The sequence below is a fragment of the Ruegeria sp. BF7 genome (assembly GCF_056538605.1).
Window position 1 is genome coordinate 1029120 of record NZ_JBQFTM010000001.1, and the last position, 18900, is coordinate 1048019.

The following is an 18900-nucleotide window of genomic DNA, read 5'->3' on the forward strand; positions in this document are numbered from 1 at the left end:
AGGAACCGTGCTGCGCATGGTGCCACGGGCTGGGACACTATTGGCCAGATGAATAAAAGTACACCCAGTTCATCTGACCCCAAAATATCCCGGCAGAGTCGCCCGGGAAGTGCTGCGGGGGCAGCCCCCTAACCGCTTGCGACCAAACGCACGGGCTTCCCATGAGGTGTTGTCAGGTAAGCTTCTTCCCACGCATTTCTATAGTGCACGACTTCCCCCGGAACCGCTGCGCCCAGTTCGTCTAGCAACTGCTCGAGAGTGACCAGCCACGCATGGAAATAGTCGTTGCCCCCGTCCAGATCCCGTTCCAGCCCGTGGCGCCTTAGCGTTTGCGAAAAACGTGCGGCCCAGTCGTGCCAATCGAAGCGCCCAGCCTCGTTCAAGGCCACGGTTACCGCGAACACGTGGGCGTGCCAAGGTTCGGCAAAAACAGGTTCAGGTGCGGAATAATTGGCGCAATCGTTCATGCAGGTTCCAGGTAGCTTTGCCAAAGGTCCAGTACGACTTCGTCCTTTGGGTTTTCCGGGTCCGCCCACAATTCCGAAGCAGGAAAGACTACCGCATAGAGCGGCTCTGGTGCCTCGCCAAACCCGTGCGCATTCGAGTCCGGCAGCACATGCGTGCCGTGCCGCCGCATGATCTTCCCCATCGCACCAGATGCGTAAATCGGCAGGCGCGTATGCCCGCCATCAACCAGTCGATTGGCGGCCGGGTGCAGGGTGCGTACATTCTGCCCAACCTCGTACCGCGCAGGTATATCTGACGACCGATCTGCAGGCCCGCCCTTGGCAAGGGCCGCAGCAACAGATTCGGCTTTCAGAACGCGGGTCGACAATGGGTGCACATCGTCCGAACTTGCCCCGGACAGATCATCCACAGTCAGAACACCCGATTCCACAAGCAGATCAGCAAGGCCCGATATCCATTTTTCATAATAGGAAAACCGCGCGTAGTCCTTGGGCGACAATCTTTCGCGCGCATGGCGCAAGACGTCGATATTCCATTGCCCCAGAAACCCGGCAGCCAACGTCACCGCCAGCGCCCGTTTGTGCCAGTCCTCGGTAAAGACCGGAGCATCTGTAGCCTCGGGCTTTACCGCGCCATCGCCAAAGCGGCCGCCCATATCGTGCACACGAGTCACGAGAGAACCCCGGGCAGGCCCGTGCCGATCATGCTGTCACGGGTAACGAGAGCAGCCAGATCATCCTCGCCCAGCCCATCGGTGTCTTCGGGGCGCATGGGCAGCACCAGATAACGAATTTCGGCGGTTGAATCCCAGACGCGAACAGCCGTCTCGGGCGGCAGCGTTACCCCAAATTCGGCGAGAACCTTGCGCGGCTCTCGCACGGCGCGGGCCCGATATGCGTCGGACTTGTACCACCCCGGCGGGATACCCAGCAAAGGCCAAGGGTAGCAACTGCAGAGGGTGCAGACGACCATGTTGTGCAAGTCGGGCGTGTTTTCCACGGCAACGATATGTTCGCCCTGACGGCCGTAGAAGCCGAGATCAGCGACAACCGGTGTTGCGTCTGCCAGCAGAGCTTTCCTGAATTCCGGATCTACCCATGCTTTTGCAACGACACGCGCGCCGTTCTGAGGACCGATCCTGTTCTGATAGGTGTCGATGATCTCATCTAACGCAGCCGGGTCGATCAACCCTTTGCGGGTCAGAATCGTCTCAAGCGCCTTGACGCGCAGCGCAGGGTCAGGCGGCAACAAGGCGTGCGGGTGTTCGGGATCGTCATGCGGCATGGGTCGCAGCCTGCGTCAGCAATTGCCCACCTGTCCAGTCTCTTTGATGTGATATGGCCCATCACATGTTATGATGCGAACTCATCCCTTGCCCCCGCTGGCAAACTTGCATAAGTACCACGCGATACACGCCACGCTGTACAGGACCACCATGGAAAACGTCGTTCTCATCATCCACCTTCTCTTGGCTCTGGGCCTGATCGCGGTTGTTCTGATGCAGCGGTCCGAAGGCGGTGGCCTGGGTATGGGCGGTGGCGGCGGTGGCGCCATGACAGGCCGCGCGGCGGCAACCGCGTTGGGGAAAGTCACATGGATTCTGGCGGCGTGCTTTATCGTCACCTCGATCACGCTGACAATTCTGGCGGCGCAGAAATCCTCGGGCAGCTCGGTGATCGACCGTCTGGGCGTCCCTGCCCCGGCAGCGACCGAAGAAAGCACACCGGCAACAACCCCGTCGGCGGATGATCTTCTGCCTCCGGCTCAGGGCGACAACGCGCCGCTGATCCCTCAGGCCGACTGATTCACTACACTTAGAAATCTGAAAGAGGGCTGCAACAGCATCTTGCGGTTCTCTTGCGCTATGCGCGCGAATCCTTTATACGTGAAGTCCCGTGATGCAGCGGTTTTTCGGAGCCGCCGGGCAGCTGATTTTGACGTCTCACGGGAGCAGCCGAAAAACATGGCGCGTTTTATTTTCATCACTGGTGGTGTGGTTTCGTCCTTGGGCAAAGGACTGGCATCGGCGGCCTTGGGAGCACTGTTGCAAGCCCGGGGATATTCGGTGCGGTTGCGCAAGCTGGACCCCTACCTGAACGTCGATCCGGGCACAATGTCGCCATTTGAACACGGCGAGGTGTTTGTCACCGACGATGGCGCTGAGACCGATCTGGACCTTGGGCACTATGAGCGTTTCACCGGAGTGGCGGCGCGCAAGACCGACTCGGTCAGCTCGGGGCGGATATACTCGAACGTGCTCGAGAAAGAGCGCCGCGGCGATTACCTGGGCAAGACCATTCAGGTGATCCCGCACGTCACAAACGAGATCAAGGATTTCATCGCCATTGGTGAAGATGAAGTCGATTTCATGCTCTGTGAAATCGGCGGCACCGTCGGCGACATCGAGGGCCTGCCTTTCTTCGAAGCCATCCGTCAGTTCAGCCAGGACAAGCCGCGCGGGCAGTGCATTTTTATGCACCTGACGCTGCTGCCCTACATCAAGGCATCCGGAGAACTGAAAACCAAGCCGACCCAGCACTCGGTAAAAGAGCTGCGTTCGATCGGCCTGGCCCCCGATATTCTGGTTTGCCGGTCCGAAGGTGCGATCCCGAAGAAAGAGCGCGATAAGCTGGCCCTGTTCTGCAACGTCCGCCCCGACAGTGTGATTGCGGCGCAGGACCTGAGCACCATCTACGATGCCCCGCTGGCCTATCATCGCGAAGGTCTGGATCAGGCGGTTCTGGACGCGTTTCAGATCAGCCCGGCCCCCAAACCGGACCTGGCCAAATGGGAAGACGTCAGCGACCGTATCCACAACGCCGAAGGCGAAGTGCAGGTGGCCATCGTCGGCAAATACACCCAGTTGGAAGACGCTTATAAGTCGATCGCCGAGGCGCTAACTCATGGCGGTATGGCCAACCGGGTCAAGGTCAAGGTCGAGTGGGTCGATGCCGAGGTTTTCGACACCGAAGACGCCGCACCGCATCTGGAAGGTTTCCATGCAATCCTCGTACCCGGTGGGTTTGGCGAGCGCGGCACCGAGGGCAAGATCAAGGCTGCGCAATACGCCCGCGAGCACAAAGTGCCTTACCTGGGAATCTGTCTGGGTATGCAGATGGCGGTGATCGAAGCTGCCCGCAACGTCGCAGGCATCGCGGAAGCGGGGTCCGAGGAATTCGACCACGAAGCCGGCAAGAAACGCTTCGAGCCAGTCGTGTATCACCTGAAGGAATGGGTACAGGGCAGCCACAAGGTCGAGCGCAAAGTGGGCGACGACAAAGGCGGTACCATGCGTCTGGGTGCATACAATGCGGTGCTGACCGACGGCTCGAAAGTGGCCGAGGTTTATGGCGGCACTCAGATCGAAGAACGCCACCGTCATCGCTATGAAGTCGACATCAAGTACCGAGAAAAGTTGGAAAAGGCGGGCCTGAACTTCTCGGGCATGTCGCCGGACGGGCGTTTGCCGGAAATAGTCGAATGGTCGGATCATCCGTGGTTCATCGGTGTGCAATATCACCCGGAACTCAAGTCCAAACCGTTCGATCCGCACCCCCTGTTTCGCGACTTCGTGCGCGCTGCGAAGGACAGCTCGCGACTGGTCTGATCGCGAACCAGTCACCGCATTGTGACGGCGGGTGCAAAAAAACCTATACGCACCCGTCCTTTCCACGGTTAACTGTCCGCAACCCAGCGACAGGAGGCCGTCCATGACCAGTCAGATCACCCAAGCGGAGACATTTGCAGCCCTGCACAAAAAGGGCGAGCCGGTCATTCTTTACAACATCTGGGATGCAGGCAGTGCCGGTGCTGTGCGTGATGCCGGGGCCAAGGCGATTGCAACTGGCAGCGCTCCGGTCGCGATGGCGCAAGGGTTCGGCGACGGCCAGAATATTCCAATAGAAACCGCGCTGGACAATGCGCGCCGGATCGTCGCCTCGGTTGACCTGCCGGTGACGCTGGATTTCGAAGGGGCTTATACCGAGGATGTGCTGGGCGTAGCTGCAAATGTTCAGCGCGCGCTGGAGACCGGTGTGATCGGCTTCAATTTCGAAGATCAGATTGTTGGCACCAGCAACCTCTATGACATTGAAACGCAGGAAGCCCGCGTCAGGGCCATGCGCGAAGGCTGCGATGCCGCTGGTATTCCCGCCTTTATTAACGCCCGCACGGATATCTTCCTGAAGGCCAAGCCGGAAACCCACTCCGACGCCATGTTAGACGAAGCGATTGCCCGGGCGAAAGCCTATGCCGATGCCGGTGCCAGCGGCTTCTTTGCGCCGGGACTGAAGGACGAGGCAATGATCGCAAGGTTGTGCGAATCGACTACCCTGCCGGTCAACATAATCGCCCTGCCCGGCACGCCCGATACGGCCACTCTAGCCGGGTTGGGTGTGGCACGGATCAGCTATGGCCCCGTTCCGTATCGGCTGATGCTGGGATGGCTGCAAGAGCAGGCGAAACAGGCCATTCAGGCCGGTTGATCCTTTCGCACGGGGATCATGCTCAGCGTGTTTTTGCCGCTTTGGGAAACCCACCCCTAATTTGCTGCTATGACAGGTAGTCCGCGCTTGGCGGGCTACAAAATATGGAATATCCTCACGGCATGTTGAAGAAGTTCTTGCAGGCTTTTCGCCCACCGCAACACGACACCCTTGCTGACCCGGATGCCGAACTGGCGCTGGGGGCGCTTATGGTGCGCGTGGCGCAGGCGGATCGGGATTATAAGCTTGAGGAAATCAGCCTGATCGACCGAATCCTTGCCCGACTGTATCAGCATAATGCGATCGAGGCCGCCAAGGTCCGCGCCACCTGTGAAAAGCTGCACGCCGCCGCGCCCGACACCGACACGTTCGGCAAGCTGATCCGTGAAACCACTGATCTGCACGAACGTCTGGCCGCGCTGGACGCCTTGTGGGAGGTTGTTCTGGCCGATGGCAATTCCGACGAGGGCGAAATGAAGATCGTGGAAGAGGCGCGTGTTGCCATGGGGCTGAGCTATAACGACAGCCAAGCCGCGCGTGAACGGGTGCAAAGGCGCTTGGAAGAGCGTTAGTCCCCCTCTATATCTAATTCATGTTCAGTGATTTTTTGGCCCGGCTGACACAGCCCGCCCCCGACCCGCTTGCCGATGATGATGCCCGCCTTGCCCTGACGGCCCTGCTGGTACGCATTGCGCGGTCCGACAACGACTATGCCGACACCGAGATGGCCCGAATCGACAAGATTTCCGCCGAACGCTATGGTCTGTCTCCGTTCGAGGCCGCCGCCCTGCGCGCCCGGGCCGAGGATCTTGAGGCCGAAGCCCCCGACACAGTCCGCTTTACTCGCGCGATCAAGGAAGCCATTGCCTATGACGACCGGCTCGCCGTGGTGCAGGCGATGTGGTCAGTTGCACTTGCCGACGGGCACCGCACCGGCGAGGAAGACTCGCTGTTGCGACTAGTGGTCAGCCTGTTGGGCGTCAGCGACGTGGATTCTGCTCTGGCCCGCCAAAAGGCTGCCAAATCGTGATCGCGATGCTGGGCATGTATGACATGCCCGCGCTGCAACCGGCGAATGACCGGTTCTGGACGTTGATTCGAAACCACCTTGGGTATGGCCCCGACCACCTGACCCGAGATACGGATGTCTGGCACGTCTGGCTGAACCCCGAGTTGACCTTTGCCCAGACCTGCGGAATGCCCTATCGCACCCGCCTTCACGGCAAGGTTCAACTAGTCGGAACGCCCGACTACGGGTTGGCAGGCTGCCCGCCCGGCTATTACCGATCCATTTTTGTTTCTCGTCAGGATGACCCCCGCGATCTTGGTCAGCTGGCGAGGGGCACCTTTGCCTATAACGAGAATCTGTCACAATCGGGCTGGGCGGCGCCGATGGTTCATCTTGAAACGCGCGGCCAGCAACCCAACGCCATCATCGCAACCGGTGGCCATGCGCAATCGGCATACGCAGTCGCAGAAGGTAAGGCAGATTTCGCCGCTCTGGACGCGCTGACTTGGGAACTGCTCAAGGCACACACCAACCTTGGCGCGGTACTGCGCGAAGCCGGAAACACGGTCCCGACACCCGCCCTGCCCTATATCACCGCCACGGGCCAGGACGCCGCTGCAATCGCCCGTGCCGTTCGCGCCGCGATTGGCGACCTGCCACAGCCAGATCGCGAATTGCTTCATCTTCGCGGTCTGATCGACATCCCGGCGGGTGACTACCTGTCGGTTCCAAATCCGTCTCAGGTTTAGACAACCGGGCTTGCTTGCTGACCGATTTGGTCAATACCTATGGTCAATTTGGCCGTTTCAGCCCCCGATGATGTCAATTGCGCATTGCATTGCCCCGATTTTTAAGCCCTAGTACCGCACCAACACAGACAACACATGGGCCATCCGTGACAGATTCCACTCCCGTCATCGAAATCAACAATCTCCACAAGAGTTTCGGCAATCTGGAAGTGCTGAAAGGCGTCGATATCACAGCAAGACGCGGGGACGTTGTTTCGCTGATCGGGTCGTCCGGTTCAGGCAAATCTACTCTGCTGCGTTGCTGTAACCTTCTGGAAGACAGTCAACAGGGCGAGATTCTGTTCAAGGGCGAGCCGGTGCGCTGGTCCGGCAACGCGCACCACCGTCGTCCTGCTGACCCGAAACAAGTGATGCGCATCCGCACAAACCTGTCGATGGTGTTTCAGCAGTTCAATCTGTGGTCCCATATGACCATCCTGCAAAACGTGATGGAAGCCCCCGTCACCGTGCTGGGCCGCGACCCGAAAGAGGTTGAAGACAGCGCCCGCAAATACCTGGAAAAAGTAGGCATCGGTGACAAATGCGATGTCTATCCGGCGCAACTGTCCGGCGGCCAGCAACAGCGCGCCGCCATCGCCCGCGGCCTGTGCATGGAACCCGAGGCGCTGCTGTTCGACGAACCGACCTCGGCGCTGGATCCCGAGCTTGAGCAGGAAGTCATCAAGGTGATCAAGGATCTGGCCGCTGAAGGCCGCACTATGATCATCGTGACCCACGACATGAAAATGGCCGCTGACATCTCGAGCCATGTCGTCTTCCTGCATCAGGGCCTGATCGAAGAAGAGGGTCTGCCGGAAGATATATTCACGTCCCCCGAATCCGAACGACTTCGGGGCTTTCTCTCCGCCACAAAGGCGGCTTAACTTTAGGACAGAAAACAAACTGGGGAGTATCCAATGAAAAAACTGATTCTGACCACTGCGGCTCTGGCGCTTGGCGCTGGCATGGCTATGGCGGACACCATCCGTCTGGGTACCGAGGGGGCTTATGCACCTTGGAACTTCATCAACGACGCGGGCGAGATCGACGGCTTCGAGCGCGAGTTGGGTGATGAGCTGTGCAAACGCGCCAGCCTGGAATGCGAATGGGTCAAGAACGACTGGGATTCGATCATTCCGAATCTGGTGTCCGGCAACTACGACGCGATCATCGCAGGCATGTCGATCACCGACGAACGTGATGAGGTCATAGACTTCACTCAAAACTACACGCCGCCAGATCCGTCGGCCTATCTGGCCATGTCCGATGGTGTAGACGTGACCGGCGGTGTAATCGCGGCACAAACTGGCACCATTCAGGCTGGTTATGTTGCGGATACCGGCGCCACTTTGGTTGAGTTTGCAACTCCCGAAGAAACCATCGCTGCCGTGCGCAACGGCGAAGCAGACGCGGTTCTGGCGGACAAGTCCTTTCTTGTGCCCTTCAGCGAAGATGGCTCGGGTCTGCTCTTCGTAGGTGACGACGTTCCGCTGGGCGGTGGCGTCGGCATGGGCATTCGTGAATCCGACGGTGAGCTGAAAGAAAAGTTCAACGCAGCTATCCAGTCAATGAAAGACGATGGCAGCCTGAACGAGCTGATCGCAAAGTGGGAAGTGTCCTCGACCTTCTAATACACTCTGCGGCGCGCCTGCCCCTAGGGCGCGCCGCTTCTGAGCCCTCGCCAGTCAAAGAGGCCCGCCATCTTCTCGTTCTGTACTGATCCCGAAACGCTCGGCACGTTCCGTTGGTTCTCCTGCTATCTGACCAACGGCGTGCATTGGGCGTTCTACCTGTCCTTCTTCAAGGTTTTGCTACTGCTTGCGATTACCGCTCCGGTCGCATTGAGCTTTGGCTTTTTGGGCGCCATGGCGGCCCGGTCGCATTTCCCGCCGCTCGGCCTGTTGGGCAAGGGCTATATCGCCATCGTTCGCGGCGTGCCGGATATTGCCTTCTTCATGTTTTTCGTGATCGCGCTGGATCAGGCGTTCGAATGGACCCGTCACAAGGTTCTGTGCCCGGAATGGACTGACCCTATCCGACAGGGCAATGACTTCATCGTCTGTCAGGCCGCCAAACTGCCGCTGGGGACCGCCCCGGAATGGGTGCACGAAACCTACGGCTTTTTTCTCGCTGTTATTACTTTTTCCATCGTTTTCGGCGCCTTTGCCGCCAACGTCCTGTTCGGAGGTATGCGCGCCGTCCCGCACGCCCAGCTGGAAACGGCCGAGGCCTACGGCATGACCCGCCGCCAGACCTTCTGGCGCATCCTGGTGCCGCAGATGTGGGTCTATGCCCTGCCCGGCCTGTCGAACCTGTGGATGGTGCTGATCAAGGCTACGCCGCTGCTGTTCCTGCTCGGCATCGAAGATATCGTCTATTGGGCACGCGAGCTGGGGGGTTACAAGAACCCGAAATTCACCCAATACCCGCATGGCGACTGGCGCATGTGGTATTTCCTCGCCCTGCTTGTGTTCTACCTGGGCATGACCCGCGTGTCGGAGATTGGTCTTGAACGGCTGATGCGCCGCCTGTCTCACGGTCAGGCGACCTCGGGCGGGGAACTGTTGCGCAAGGAGACCACCGCATGAGCTGCTTGCAAACGATCCAAGACTATGGCTTGCGCTCGATCGGAATTGGCGAACGTCTGCTGCCCCGAAACGATTTCACCCTGTGTGAGCAGTTCACCCTGATCGGTTCAGGCATGATCTGGAACATCTATTTCGGAATAATGGCGCTGGCGACTGGATTTTTTCTGGCCACCACCCTCGCCCTTGGTAAAGCATCCACGAACAAATGGCTACGCAAACCGTCGGAATGGTTCATCTTCCTCTTCCGGGGTTCACCGTTGTTTATCCAGTTCTTCTTTGCCTACTTCCTCTTCCTGTCGCTGAAGCAGAGCTTTCCGTTCTTCGACGCGCTGACCTCGGCATGGCTGGGTGCACTGATCGTGCTGTTCTTCAATACAGCAGCCTATTCGGGTGAGATCTTCTATGGCGCGCTGCGATCGATCCCCAAGGGCGATATCGAGGCCGCAGATGCTTATGGCATGACCGGCTGGTTCCGTTTCCGCCGCATCATCTGGCCGACCATGCTGCGACTGGCGTGGCCTGCCTATACCAATGAAGCGATCTTCCTGTTCCACGCCACCACGCTGGTCTTCTTTTCGGCTTTCCCGGTGTGGCAGCAACGAGGTGATGCGCTGTACTACGCGGGCTATTTCGCGGACAAAACGTTCAACCCGTTCATCCCCTACCCGATTCTGGCTTTCTACTTCATCCTGCTGACCCTCGTGGTCATTTGGGGGTTTGGCGTGGTCAATAAGCGTTTGAACCGGCACCTGCCTGCGGCTAAACGAACCAAAATGAAGCTGAGACTGAACCTGGCGCGCTGATAACGGGCGCGCCACCGGTTTCTTGGACCAGAACCATCTGAAAAAGAAACAGCAAACCCATGCGCGTCACACGCGCTGTATCAAGTGCCGATGGAGGGAGATGGTACCGCCTCCCTGGCTTGAACAGGGGACCTCTGGATCCACAATCCAGCGCTCTAACCAACTGAGCTAAGGCGGCACTCGTGAGGGGCGATGTACCGAACGCGCCGGGGGAATGCAAGAGGATTAAAGCTGAATTCTCCAGCTTTGTTCGACAAGATCGACCCCAAACGAATGCACAGATTTGCTGTCCAGTAACTGCCATCCTTTCGCCCGATACAGCGCACAAGCCGCCCGATGGCTTTCATGGGTCCACAGCCGCATTTCCGTATACCCGGCACTGCGTGCAAAACCCGTGCAGGTATCCAACATCCGCTTTCCCAACCCCTGCCCCCGGACCTCTGGCAGAAGCAGAAAGAGCCGCAGTTTTGCAGTTTGGTCATCCAGCGCGACACAGAAGATGCTGCCCAACCTTTGCCCAGTCTTCTCCGCGATCCAGCCGCGCTCGCGCGTCGAATCGTGATCGGTGGCAAAGTCGTCCAGAATGCGCTGGACCAGAGCACCGAACGAGGCATCGAACCCTTCGTCCCGCATGTAAAGCCGATGGTGCTGCTTTACTAACCAAGGCGTGTCTGTGGCGCGAAAGGGTCTGATCCGAACGTTCTCCATGACGCATCTGACCGCAAAGGCAGCTTGATTCTCAACCCTTTGCGCGCTAGCACGAACACTCAGTCCCGGAGGCGAACATGGGCATCAACACCGAACGAGACATTCAGGCAAACCTGCAGATCGGCCCTACCGATCAGGGCATGATACGGTTGTTCATCGAGGCCGATGGCATCGAGATTCCGATGGATTTCGACCCCGAAGAAGCCGAGGAAATCGCGGACGAAATCCGCGCAGCGGCGCAAGCGGCTCGCGCAGTAAAAGGCTGAGCCTTCAGACCCGGGGATCACGCAGCGCCTGCAACCGGCGGGCGGCATCACCTGCGAATTTCTGGATCATCTTCTTTCGCCGGGACGGCGCAAGCTTATCTTCCGGCGCCATGCGCACGATCTCGGCATCATAGGCGTCAGCAATAATCAGCCCGGTCTCGGACGGCAACAGATCGGTCGGGAAATCGGTATCGACGGCCCAGAAAAACCGATCGCACCACTCAAGATATCCCTGCCACTTGGAATCCGACTGATAATCCGCGCGGCTGGACTTGCATTCGACCACCCACAGCTCGCCTTTGGGGCCCAACCCCATGACATCGACGCGCAGGCCGCGGGTCGGCACAAATTCCTCAACAGAAACAAAACCATGTGCCCATAAATGGCGCGCTACGCCACGGGCCAGTTTCTGTCCGGGTTGCAGATCAAGGGTCATATGAGCAATGTGAACAATTCGTGAACATAAATCAAGAACCACTTCACGCTTGACATGATACCATTTGGTACTCCAAATATATGATACCAAAAGGTATCTCTACTGGTGACGCAAATGCAGTCTCAAACCCAAAACGCATTTCGTGCGCTGGCCGACCCAACCCGCAGGGACATCGTACAGATGCTCGCTGTGCAGGACATGACCATCGCACAACTGACCCAGCGGTTCGATATGACCCGTGCCGCAGTCAAAAAGCATCTGACCGTCTTGTCAGATGGCGGTCTGATCACGGTCGAGACGCGCGGGCGGGAACGTATCAACCGACTGGAACCGCAGGGCATGGCCCCTGTTCTGGACTGGCTCAGCTATTTCGACCAATTCTGGGACGAACGCCTGAACAACCTGAAAGAAGCCATTGAAAGGAAAGACAGATGACCCATGCCGTTCTGCAAAAAACGATCTTTCTACGAGCTGAACCGGAAACTGTCTGGGCTTACCTGACCGATCCCAACCGGCTGGCCGAGTGGTTTCACAAACCCGAACGCCCCCTGGCTGCCGGTCAAAAGCTTGAGATGTTCGGAACGACTAGTGGCGACTTGTTGATCTGGGGCGAGGTGCGCGTTGCCCGGCGGCCGGAGTATCTTGAATACACATTCACCATCAAACCCATGGGCGAGGCTGTCAGCGTAGTAAAATGGACGCTGCAACCGGTCGCAGGAGGCACCCGGCTGGCCCTGCACCACGAAGGCCTGCCACAGGGGGCCGAGGCCTTTGGCCTGATCCTGTCGCTCGATAGCGGCTGGGATGAGCATTTCGGCAAAATGCGCACCGCCTTGCACGAAACAGTTGATGCCTGACCCCTTGTGCAAACCCGCCGCAACCCCTACTTAGGCGCGTGGCGGGTTCTGCCCTTCTTGTGACCGGTAGCATTCTGGTGGCCTTAAGCAATTCCGAGGGGGCTGGCTCTGTTCAGGTCCTGGCCTGATTACCTGGCGCCCACCTGTACATACAGGTCCTCGGGAATCACACCGCACGGTTGACTGGTGGTCCCGCCACATCACCACCCTAGTCGTCGACCGACAGGTCCTGTTTGGCAAACCCCTCGTCCGACAGCGCGAAATCATAGAGATTGCGCCCCTTCCACTGCGGCATGTATTCGTCGAAAAGCTGGTTCTTTCGCTCGGGCCAGGACGGCACGACGAGATCCACATCGGGTAACCCGACACCAAAGCTCAGGACATTTGCGCCCTGATACCGTCGTGCTGCCTGAAGAACCGCATGATGCAACAAGACATGTTCGATGTGACCGTATTCCCCCACGTGGTTGTGAGTGATGATGGTCGATGGCCTGACTTGCTGCATAAGGGCGAACGCCGATCCGCTCAGCAGCTCAAACAGAGGGTGGCGGCGTAAAGGCCGCAGCAGTTCAGGAGGGTTATCCGCAGGCTCGGACGGCATCTGAATAAAGCGCCGCAACCGCCTGTGATCCTCTTCGACGGCAAAGGGAAACTGAACCCTCCGAGCCCCGACCGCATCACATACGCGCTGCATGGCTGCCTCGCGCGTGTTTGTATCACGGCGGTTGGGCGCGGGTCGAAAGAAGCTGGCAACCGTCACATCCGCCTTGCCCTTCAGGCGTGACAGGGTCGAGCCACAAAACAAAGTCTCGTCATCCTGATGGCAAACACAAAGCAATATCCGTTGGCCTATAAGGTTTTCGAGACTGACCTCTCCCACGATAACATCAGGACCGATCATCAACACATCATAGGTGGCACTTTGAATATCCTCAAAGGTTGAAGAGGTAATCCGGCGCGCGCGCCCCTCTGCAATCATTTTTTCGGAGCTGGCCTGAACATGGCCGTTCTTATTGTCGCCCTGCAGCAGCAAGCAGCGTCCAGCCAACCCAGGCCATACAGCCTCAACTTCCTGAACCCTGGTTTTCTTCAAGGCATCCAGGTGCAATAAGTCAACCTGACCAAATGGTTGTTCTGCTGCCACCTGACGTAGCCCGTCTATGGCGTCTGACATGTACAGTTTTACCCGCCCTGGAAACCTGTCTTCCAACCACTTGAAGACAATTGGAACATAGATATCGACCGGCGGCCAGGACGCCCTTAGCCGTTGCCCAAGATCAATTCCGATAAACGTGAGAGCGGGATTGGAATGCAACGCCAGCAAGGCTGCATGCCCCCCGGCAACGCCGACCTCGACAAAACAGGAACTGTCCTGAGCCAACAGGTGCAGAGCGCGCCGCTTGGGTTCCATACCGGGCTCCAGATCACTCAAATGGAAGTCCCGCTGCATATGGCCGTAGCAAACATTTCCATTGATGGCGACAGGTTCACCTGCCTGCGTCAGCCCCTCTGCAATGGCATGGTTCAGGTCTTCAAGATCCGCGCGAAAAGCCCGAGATGCGACGACCTCTTCGTAAGTGCTGATGTTCACAGGATATGCTCTTTCGCTGCCGGTTGGTGTGTTTGGCCGACATCAGATGGCAACATGTTCCGACATTCAAGCGATTTGCACCCGATCAGCGCGTAAAGGTCGGCAAGGCAAACAAGCTCTCAGCCCGCCAGCCCTGTTTCGGGTGTCAGTTGTTTTCTGCCTTGACCGTAACGGGTTCGAATTTAACGGCCACCGGTGTTCCGCGGCGCGGACCCTGCGGTTTCTCGGCCATGCTCATGATCGCATAGGCGAATTGCACCCCGGCGAACACGATCCCGTTCATGAACCAGATCATGCCAAGCGCGACCAGGCCCATTTCCGAGCTTGTGATCAGATGGCGCAGATTTGCGACGTTCAGAGCCAGAAGAACACCGACAAACACTGCCGAGATCACAAATCCCCAGACAACCTGAGTGATATACAACCGGATCAGTTTGGGCATGGCGACTCTCCTTGCGCTATAACATTCAGTTTAGCGCATGTAAGTCCGAGGTAAAGGCGTCAGAACGCCTCGGGCTGGGCCTCGCGCGCCATGTGATCCAGAACGGCATTGACGAACTTCGGTTCCTTGCCTTCGGGAAAGAAGGCGCGGACCACATCTACGAATTCTGTGATCACCACCTTGGGTGGCGTATCGCTTTGGGTCAGTTCTGCACCTGCAGCGCGAAAGGTGGCGCGCAGGGTTGGGTCGATGCGCGCGATGGGCCATTTGGCCACCAGCGCGCGGTCCGTCATCTGGTCGATCGGGGCCTGATAGTTCACGGCATCCTCAACCAGCTTGCGGAAGACGCGGGTATCGCCGTCCAGCATTTCCTCGCCTTCATAGACAGCGCCAAACCGGTGATCCAGAAACTCGTTCACAACCTGTTCGGTCGTCTGGCCCGACTGTTCCATCTGGAACAGCGCCTGCACCGCATAAAGCCGGGCGGCGGATTTCATCAGGCGTTTCTGGTTGGCCGGTTTCGGCGCGTCTGTCTGGGTCATGCTGTCGTGGGTCCGTTGCTATCGCCCGCCACAAGGATGGACTCGGACGGGGGCTTGAAGCCGACGCCCTTTTTCGAAGCGCCCCACTTACGGCTGAGTGCGATCAGATGCAAGGCCGCAGCGGCTGCTCCACCACCTTTATTCATCTTTTCGGGATTTGCGCGGACTTCAGCCTGATCGTCGTTTTCCACGGTCAGGATGCCATTGCCGATCAGCAGGCCCTGCAGGCCCATCAGCTGAATGGCGCGGCTGGAGTCGTTGCAGACGGTTTCGTAATGCGTGGTCTCGCCGCGGATAACGCAGCCCAGCGCGACATAGCCGTCGAAATTACACTGACGGTCAGCCATGGCTATGGCGGTGGGGATTTCCAGCGCGCCGGGAACTTCGACCACCTCGCAGGTGCCGCCTGCGGCCTCGATCTCGGCCGTGGCACCGGCAACCAGATTGTCGGCGATTGCGCGATAGAACGGAGCCACCACGATCAACAGTTTCACCGGCTTGCCAAAGGTCGGAGTTCGCAGAACCCCGTGTTTGTCTTGTTCAGCCACGATCAGTCATCCTTGAGAATGGAGCGGGTACCGACGATGGACAGGCCAAACGCGTCGAGCCCCAGATATACGGTTTCCGGAGAGTCGGTCAGCAGCACCAGTTCCTGAATGCCCATCTTGGACAGGATCTGTGCGCCAAGGCCGGTTTGTTTGATGGTACGGGGGCCTTCGTCCTCGGCCGCGTACAGCGAGTTGCGCGGCTGGCGGAAAAGGCAAACGATACCGCGGCCCTCTTCAGCGATCTTTTCCATCGCGCGCGGCAGTTCGCGTGACGACTTGGGACCAAGGCCCAGAATGTCCGGCGCTTCGTGCAGGGCGTGGGTACGGGTCAGGACCGGCTCGGGCGTAGTGATATCGCCCTTGATCATCACGACGTGCTCGATGCCGTGGGTCTGGTCGGTGAACAGACGCATTTCCCACTCGCCACCGTACTCCGAGGTGACGGTTTCACGAGACGTCTCAACCACCAAGTTGTCGTTGCGCGAGCGGTAGGTGATCAAATCACTGATCGTACCGATCTTCATGTCGTGTTCTTTGGCGAATTCCACCAGATCAGGCAGTCGCGCCATGGTACCATCTGGCTTCATGATCTCACAGATCACGCCGGATGGGTTCAGCCCAGCCAAGCGCGAGATATCCACGGCAGCCTCGGTATGGCCCGCGCGTACCAGCACCCCGCCCCGCTTTGCGCGTAAGGGAAAGACATGGCCGGGAGTGGCGATACGCGCCATCGTGTTCTGTTCGTTGATCGCTGTCGCTACGGTCAGGGCCCGGTCGGCAGCAGAGATACCGGTCGACACGCCCTCGCGCGCTTCGATCGACACGGTGAATGCAGTCTCATGGCGGGAGGAGTTGTTCACCGCCATCATCGGCAGGCCCAGCGCCTCTATCCGCTCGGCAGTCATAGGCAGGCAAATCAGCCCGCGCCCGTGGGTTGCCATGAAGTTGATCGCCTCGGCATCCGCAAATTCAGCGGGGATTACCAGATCGCCTTCATTCTCACGATCTTCATGGTCAACCAGAATATACATCCGGCCTTTGCGCGCCTCTTCAATAATCTCTTCGATCGGGCTGATCGCGTCGCGCAGTTGCGCTTCGACGGGTCCGGGGGTTTCAAAGCTCATGAGGCAGCCTTTCGCAGAGCATGTTTGAACGGGTGGATAGACCACGACGCGCCCAAAGGCCAGCCCGCAGACGGCAAGGCCCGGTCAGGACGCGACGTTGCTCTGGTGCTTCAGGACATCTCGGCCAGACGCGCGACGTAGCGGGCCAGCGTGTCGATCTCGAGATTTACTTTGTCGCCGACCGAGACATCACCCCAGGTGGTGACCTCTTTGGTATGCGGGATAAAGTTGATCCCGAAGTCGCATCTATCCACATCGTTGACAGTCAGCGAGGTTCCGTTCAGCGCAACCGATCCCTTGGGTGCGATGAACCGGGCCAGTTCCTTGGGCGCGCGCAGGGTGACACGAGTGCTGTCGCCTTCGTCCTGAACGGCGACTACTTCAGCCACGCCATCTACGTGCCCTGACACGATATGCCCGCCCAATTCGTCACCAACCTTCAGGGCACGCTCCAGATTAACACGTTTGCCGACCTGCCAACTGTCCAGATTGGTCTTCGAAACTGTCTCGGCGCTGATCTGGACGTCGTACCAGTCATCGCCCAGCGCGATCACGGTCAGGCAGACACCATCGCTGGCAATTGAAGCGCCGATATCGATGCCCGCCGTATCATAATCCGTCTTGATCCGGGCCCGCAGATCGCCCTGTTGATCCAACTCGGTGACGGTGCCGATATCGGTGACGATCCCTGTAAACATTCCGCTAACCCTTATTCCTGACCTGGTCCAATGTTCCCCGCCGAGGTAAGCCCAACCAGCCTTACGAGCAAGCCCCACCTTGCCGCGAAAACCCGAAACAGGCATAATTTCATCAACAAACGGCCAGAGCAGTATTAATGTCATCCCCCGCAACAGCCCCGAAACGCCGTGCCTTCCTGTTTCTACAGGGGCCGCATGGTCCGTTTTTCAGTGGGCTTGGCAGGATGCTGCGATCCACCGGGGCTGACGTCTGGCGCGTCGGCTTCAATGCCGGCGATCAGGTCTTCTGGTTTGACAAGTCATCTTACATCCCTTTTCGCGACACGCCCGAGCTATGGCCGGACAGGTTGTCGGATCTGATCGACGAACGGAGCATCACGGATATCGTCCTTTATGGCGACACGCGTCCAGTTCATGCCAGTGCGGTGAAGGTTGCGCGGGCCAAGGGCGTCACTGTCCATGTCTTCGAAGAAGGTTACTTGCGCCCTTGGTGGATAACCTACGAGCGGCACGGCTCGAACGGCAACTCGCGCCTGATGTCACTGGACGTCGGTCAGATGCGGCGCGCTCTGGATCAGTCAGTTTTGCAGGTACCACCACCACCGTCGCATTGGGGGGATATGCGGCAGCATATTTTCTACGGTGCGCTGTATCATTGGTTCGTGCTGTTCCTGAACCAGAGCTACCGCAGCTTTAGGCGGCACAGGGACCTTCCCGTCTCAAAGGAATTCAGGCTGTATTTCAAACGTCTGGCCCTGATGCCGTTTCATCGAATTCAACGCCGTTGGGCTACAGCGCGAGTGTTGGGCAACGGTCATCCCTACCATCTGGTTTTGTTGCAGCTGGGACATGACAGTTCGGTTCAGGCGCATTCGGATTATTCCTGCATGTCCGATTTCCTAGAGGACGTGTTCCGGGGCTTCGCAGATGGCGCCCCCGTGCATCACCGGCTGGTGGTTAAGGAGCATCCGCTGGAAAACCATCGCGAACCCCTACACCGCCGCGTGCGTCAGTTGGCAAAGGTGCATGGTATCGCAGATCGTGTGCATTACGTGCCCGGAGGAAAACTCGCGAAACTGCTGGATGGGGCCAACTCGGCCGTCACAATCAACTCGACCGCCGGGCAGCAGGTTCTGTGGCGCGGCATCCCGCTGCGCATTTTCGGCAGGTCGGTTTACGACAAGCCCGAATTCGTGTCGCGCCAGCCTCTGGCCGCGTTCTTCGCTGATCCGATGCCCCCGGACCGGGGGGCCTATCAAAGCTATCGCCGGTTCTTGCTGAAAACCAGCCAACTGCCCGGTGGATTCTATTCGCACAGAGGTCGGCGGCAACTTCTTCGGGGCGTGGCGGACATGATGCTGGATACCAAGGACCCCTATCAATCGGTCCTGACCCACAAAGAGGCGCTGGCGCCACAGTTGAAACTGGTTGAGTGAATTAAACTGGTTGGCGCTAGAAGTTATCGTGCGAACCGGATAGCCTGCGCCAAACAAAAGACCACACAAAGACGACTGAGGATAACCGGCAGTGCAGCGTTTTCCAATCCGA

25 protein-coding genes and 1 tRNA gene are annotated in these 18900 nt (G+C 58.5%); 14 read left to right on the plus strand and 12 right to left on the minus strand.

All coding sequences use genetic code 11. From position 1 onward, the window contains the following. Window positions 1-128: 128 nt before the first annotated feature. The 3 genes from ACR0IK_RS05145 to nthA are packed head-to-tail and all read right to left on the minus strand — an operon-like array spanning window position 129 to window position 1752. Window positions 129-467, minus strand: coding sequence for a nitrile hydratase accessory protein (locus ACR0IK_RS05145; protein WP_480640679.1), 339 nt, complete (start codon window positions 465-467; stop codon window positions 129-131). Continuing rightward, on the minus strand, window positions 464-1141 hold the full coding sequence (gene nthB / locus ACR0IK_RS05150; protein ID WP_480640680.1) for a nitrile hydratase subunit beta: 678 nt from the start codon (window positions 1139-1141) through the stop codon (window positions 464-466). The genes ACR0IK_RS05145 and nthB overlap by 4 nt, the downstream gene beginning before the upstream one ends. After that, entirely contained in the window at window positions 1138-1752 is a 615-nt protein-coding gene (gene nthA / locus ACR0IK_RS05155) for a nitrile hydratase subunit alpha (RefSeq protein WP_480589579.1), read from the minus strand. The genes nthB and nthA overlap by 4 nt, the downstream gene beginning before the upstream one ends. Before the next feature lie 151 nt (window positions 1753-1903). On the opposite strand from nthA, the gene secG reads away from it, so the two are divergent. From secG to ACR0IK_RS05205, 10 genes are all read left to right on the plus strand, one after another. Then, the gene (gene secG / locus ACR0IK_RS05160; RefSeq protein ID WP_480589578.1) at window positions 1904-2272 is read left to right on the plus strand and encodes a preprotein translocase subunit SecG; all 369 of its coding nucleotides are present in this window, start codon (window positions 1904-1906) and stop codon (window positions 2270-2272) included. Window positions 2273-2431: 159 nt separating this feature from the next. Continuing rightward, window positions 2432-4075 (plus strand): CTP synthase, encoded by a 1644-nt coding sequence (locus tag ACR0IK_RS05165; protein WP_480640681.1) that lies wholly within the window; start codon window positions 2432-2434, stop codon window positions 4073-4075. Window positions 4076-4178: 103 nt separating this feature from the next. Continuing rightward, the gene (locus tag ACR0IK_RS05170) at window positions 4179-4952 is read left to right on the plus strand and encodes an isocitrate lyase/PEP mutase family protein (RefSeq protein WP_480640682.1); all 774 of its coding nucleotides are present in this window, start codon (window positions 4179-4181) and stop codon (window positions 4950-4952) included. Between the two features lie 122 nt (window positions 4953-5074). Next, window positions 5075-5524 carry a tellurite resistance TerB family protein gene (locus ACR0IK_RS05175; protein ID WP_480589870.1) on the plus strand — a complete coding sequence of 150 codons (450 nt, stop codon included), beginning with the start codon at window positions 5075-5077 and terminating at the stop codon, window positions 5522-5524. A 20-nt stretch (window positions 5525-5544) separates the two neighbouring features. Then, window positions 5545-5982 carry a tellurite resistance TerB family protein gene (locus tag ACR0IK_RS05180; protein WP_475210207.1) on the plus strand — a complete coding sequence of 146 codons (438 nt, stop codon included), beginning with the start codon at window positions 5545-5547 and terminating at the stop codon, window positions 5980-5982. A 5-nt stretch (window positions 5983-5987) separates the two neighbouring features. Next, the gene (locus ACR0IK_RS05185) at window positions 5988-6710 is read left to right on the plus strand and encodes a phosphate/phosphite/phosphonate ABC transporter substrate-binding protein (protein ID WP_480640786.1); all 723 of its coding nucleotides are present in this window, start codon (window positions 5988-5990) and stop codon (window positions 6708-6710) included. A gap of 146 nt (window positions 6711-6856) precedes the next feature. Beyond that, on the plus strand, window positions 6857-7633 hold the full coding sequence (locus ACR0IK_RS05190; RefSeq protein WP_480589575.1) for an ABC transporter ATP-binding protein: 777 nt from the start codon (window positions 6857-6859) through the stop codon (window positions 7631-7633). A 33-nt stretch (window positions 7634-7666) separates the two neighbouring features. Then, the gene (locus tag ACR0IK_RS05195) at window positions 7667-8380 is read left to right on the plus strand and encodes a transporter substrate-binding domain-containing protein (protein WP_480640683.1); all 714 of its coding nucleotides are present in this window, start codon (window positions 7667-7669) and stop codon (window positions 8378-8380) included. A 69-nt stretch (window positions 8381-8449) separates the two neighbouring features. After that, complete coding sequence (locus ACR0IK_RS05200) at window positions 8450-9337, plus strand: ABC transporter permease (RefSeq protein ID WP_480640787.1); 888 nt, start codon at window positions 8450-8452, stop codon at window positions 9335-9337. Then, window positions 9334-10140: an ABC transporter permease gene (locus ACR0IK_RS05205; protein WP_480640684.1), complete on the plus strand. Its 807-nt coding sequence runs from the start codon at window positions 9334-9336 to the stop codon at window positions 10138-10140. The genes ACR0IK_RS05200 and ACR0IK_RS05205 overlap by 4 nt, the downstream gene beginning before the upstream one ends. A gap of 101 nt (window positions 10141-10241) precedes the next feature. On the opposite strand, the gene ACR0IK_RS05210 is transcribed toward ACR0IK_RS05205, so the two are convergent. Next, window positions 10242-10318: transfer RNA gene (locus tag ACR0IK_RS05210), tRNA-His, on the minus strand. Between the two features lie 47 nt (window positions 10319-10365). After that, on the minus strand, window positions 10366-10848 hold the full coding sequence (locus ACR0IK_RS05215; protein WP_480640685.1) for a GNAT family N-acetyltransferase: 483 nt from the start codon (window positions 10846-10848) through the stop codon (window positions 10366-10368). Window positions 10849-10925: 77 nt separating this feature from the next. Here ACR0IK_RS05215 and ACR0IK_RS05220 point away from each other — a divergent pair, with 77 nt between their 5' ends. Continuing rightward, the gene (locus ACR0IK_RS05220) at window positions 10926-11114 is read left to right on the plus strand and encodes a DUF6324 family protein (protein ID WP_068334412.1); all 189 of its coding nucleotides are present in this window, start codon (window positions 10926-10928) and stop codon (window positions 11112-11114) included. Window positions 11115-11118: 4 nt separating this feature from the next. Here the strand turns inward: ACR0IK_RS05220 and ACR0IK_RS05225 are convergent, their stop codons facing one another. Continuing rightward, the gene (locus ACR0IK_RS05225) at window positions 11119-11550 is read right to left on the minus strand and encodes an MmcB family DNA repair protein (protein ID WP_480589571.1); all 432 of its coding nucleotides are present in this window, start codon (window positions 11548-11550) and stop codon (window positions 11119-11121) included. A gap of 114 nt (window positions 11551-11664) precedes the next feature. On the opposite strand from ACR0IK_RS05225, the gene ACR0IK_RS05230 reads away from it, so the two are divergent. Next, window positions 11665-11985 (plus strand): ArsR/SmtB family transcription factor, encoded by a 321-nt coding sequence (locus tag ACR0IK_RS05230; RefSeq protein WP_480589570.1) that lies wholly within the window; start codon window positions 11665-11667, stop codon window positions 11983-11985. Next, window positions 11982-12407, plus strand: coding sequence for an SRPBCC family protein (locus ACR0IK_RS05235; RefSeq protein ID WP_480640687.1), 426 nt, complete (start codon window positions 11982-11984; stop codon window positions 12405-12407). Before ACR0IK_RS05230 ends, ACR0IK_RS05235 begins: the two co-directional genes overlap by 4 nt. A 208-nt stretch (window positions 12408-12615) precedes the next feature. Here ACR0IK_RS05235 and ACR0IK_RS05240 read toward each other — a convergent pair whose 3' ends face one another. From ACR0IK_RS05240 to ACR0IK_RS05265, 6 genes are all read right to left on the minus strand, one after another. Beyond that, window positions 12616-13998, minus strand: a complete 1383-nt coding sequence (locus tag ACR0IK_RS05240; RefSeq protein WP_480640688.1) for a PIG-L family deacetylase — start codon at window positions 13996-13998, stop codon at window positions 12616-12618. A 145-nt stretch (window positions 13999-14143) separates the two neighbouring features. Beyond that, entirely contained in the window at window positions 14144-14440 is a 297-nt protein-coding gene (locus ACR0IK_RS05245; RefSeq protein ID WP_480589567.1) for a hypothetical protein, read from the minus strand. Between the two features lie 59 nt (window positions 14441-14499). Further along, on the minus strand, window positions 14500-14982 hold the full coding sequence (gene nusB, locus ACR0IK_RS05250) for a transcription antitermination factor NusB (protein ID WP_480589566.1): 483 nt from the start codon (window positions 14980-14982) through the stop codon (window positions 14500-14502). Continuing rightward, window positions 14979-15530, minus strand: coding sequence for a 6,7-dimethyl-8-ribityllumazine synthase (locus tag ACR0IK_RS05255; RefSeq protein WP_480589565.1), 552 nt, complete (start codon window positions 15528-15530; stop codon window positions 14979-14981). The genes nusB and ACR0IK_RS05255 overlap by 4 nt, the downstream gene beginning before the upstream one ends. Window positions 15531-15532: 2 nt before the next feature. Further along, on the minus strand, window positions 15533-16654 hold the full coding sequence (gene ribB, locus ACR0IK_RS05260; protein WP_480589564.1) for a 3,4-dihydroxy-2-butanone-4-phosphate synthase: 1122 nt from the start codon (window positions 16652-16654) through the stop codon (window positions 15533-15535). Between the two features lie 110 nt (window positions 16655-16764). Continuing rightward, a complete protein-coding gene (locus ACR0IK_RS05265; protein WP_480640690.1) occupies window positions 16765-17352 on the minus strand; it encodes a riboflavin synthase in 588 nt (195 codons plus the stop codon). Window positions 17353-17489: 137 nt separating this feature from the next. Between ACR0IK_RS05265 and ACR0IK_RS05270 the strand changes: the two genes are divergently transcribed. After that, entirely contained in the window at window positions 17490-18788 is a 1299-nt protein-coding gene (locus ACR0IK_RS05270; RefSeq protein WP_480640691.1) for a capsule biosynthesis protein, read from the plus strand. The last annotated feature ends 112 nt before the right edge of the window (window positions 18789-18900 follow it).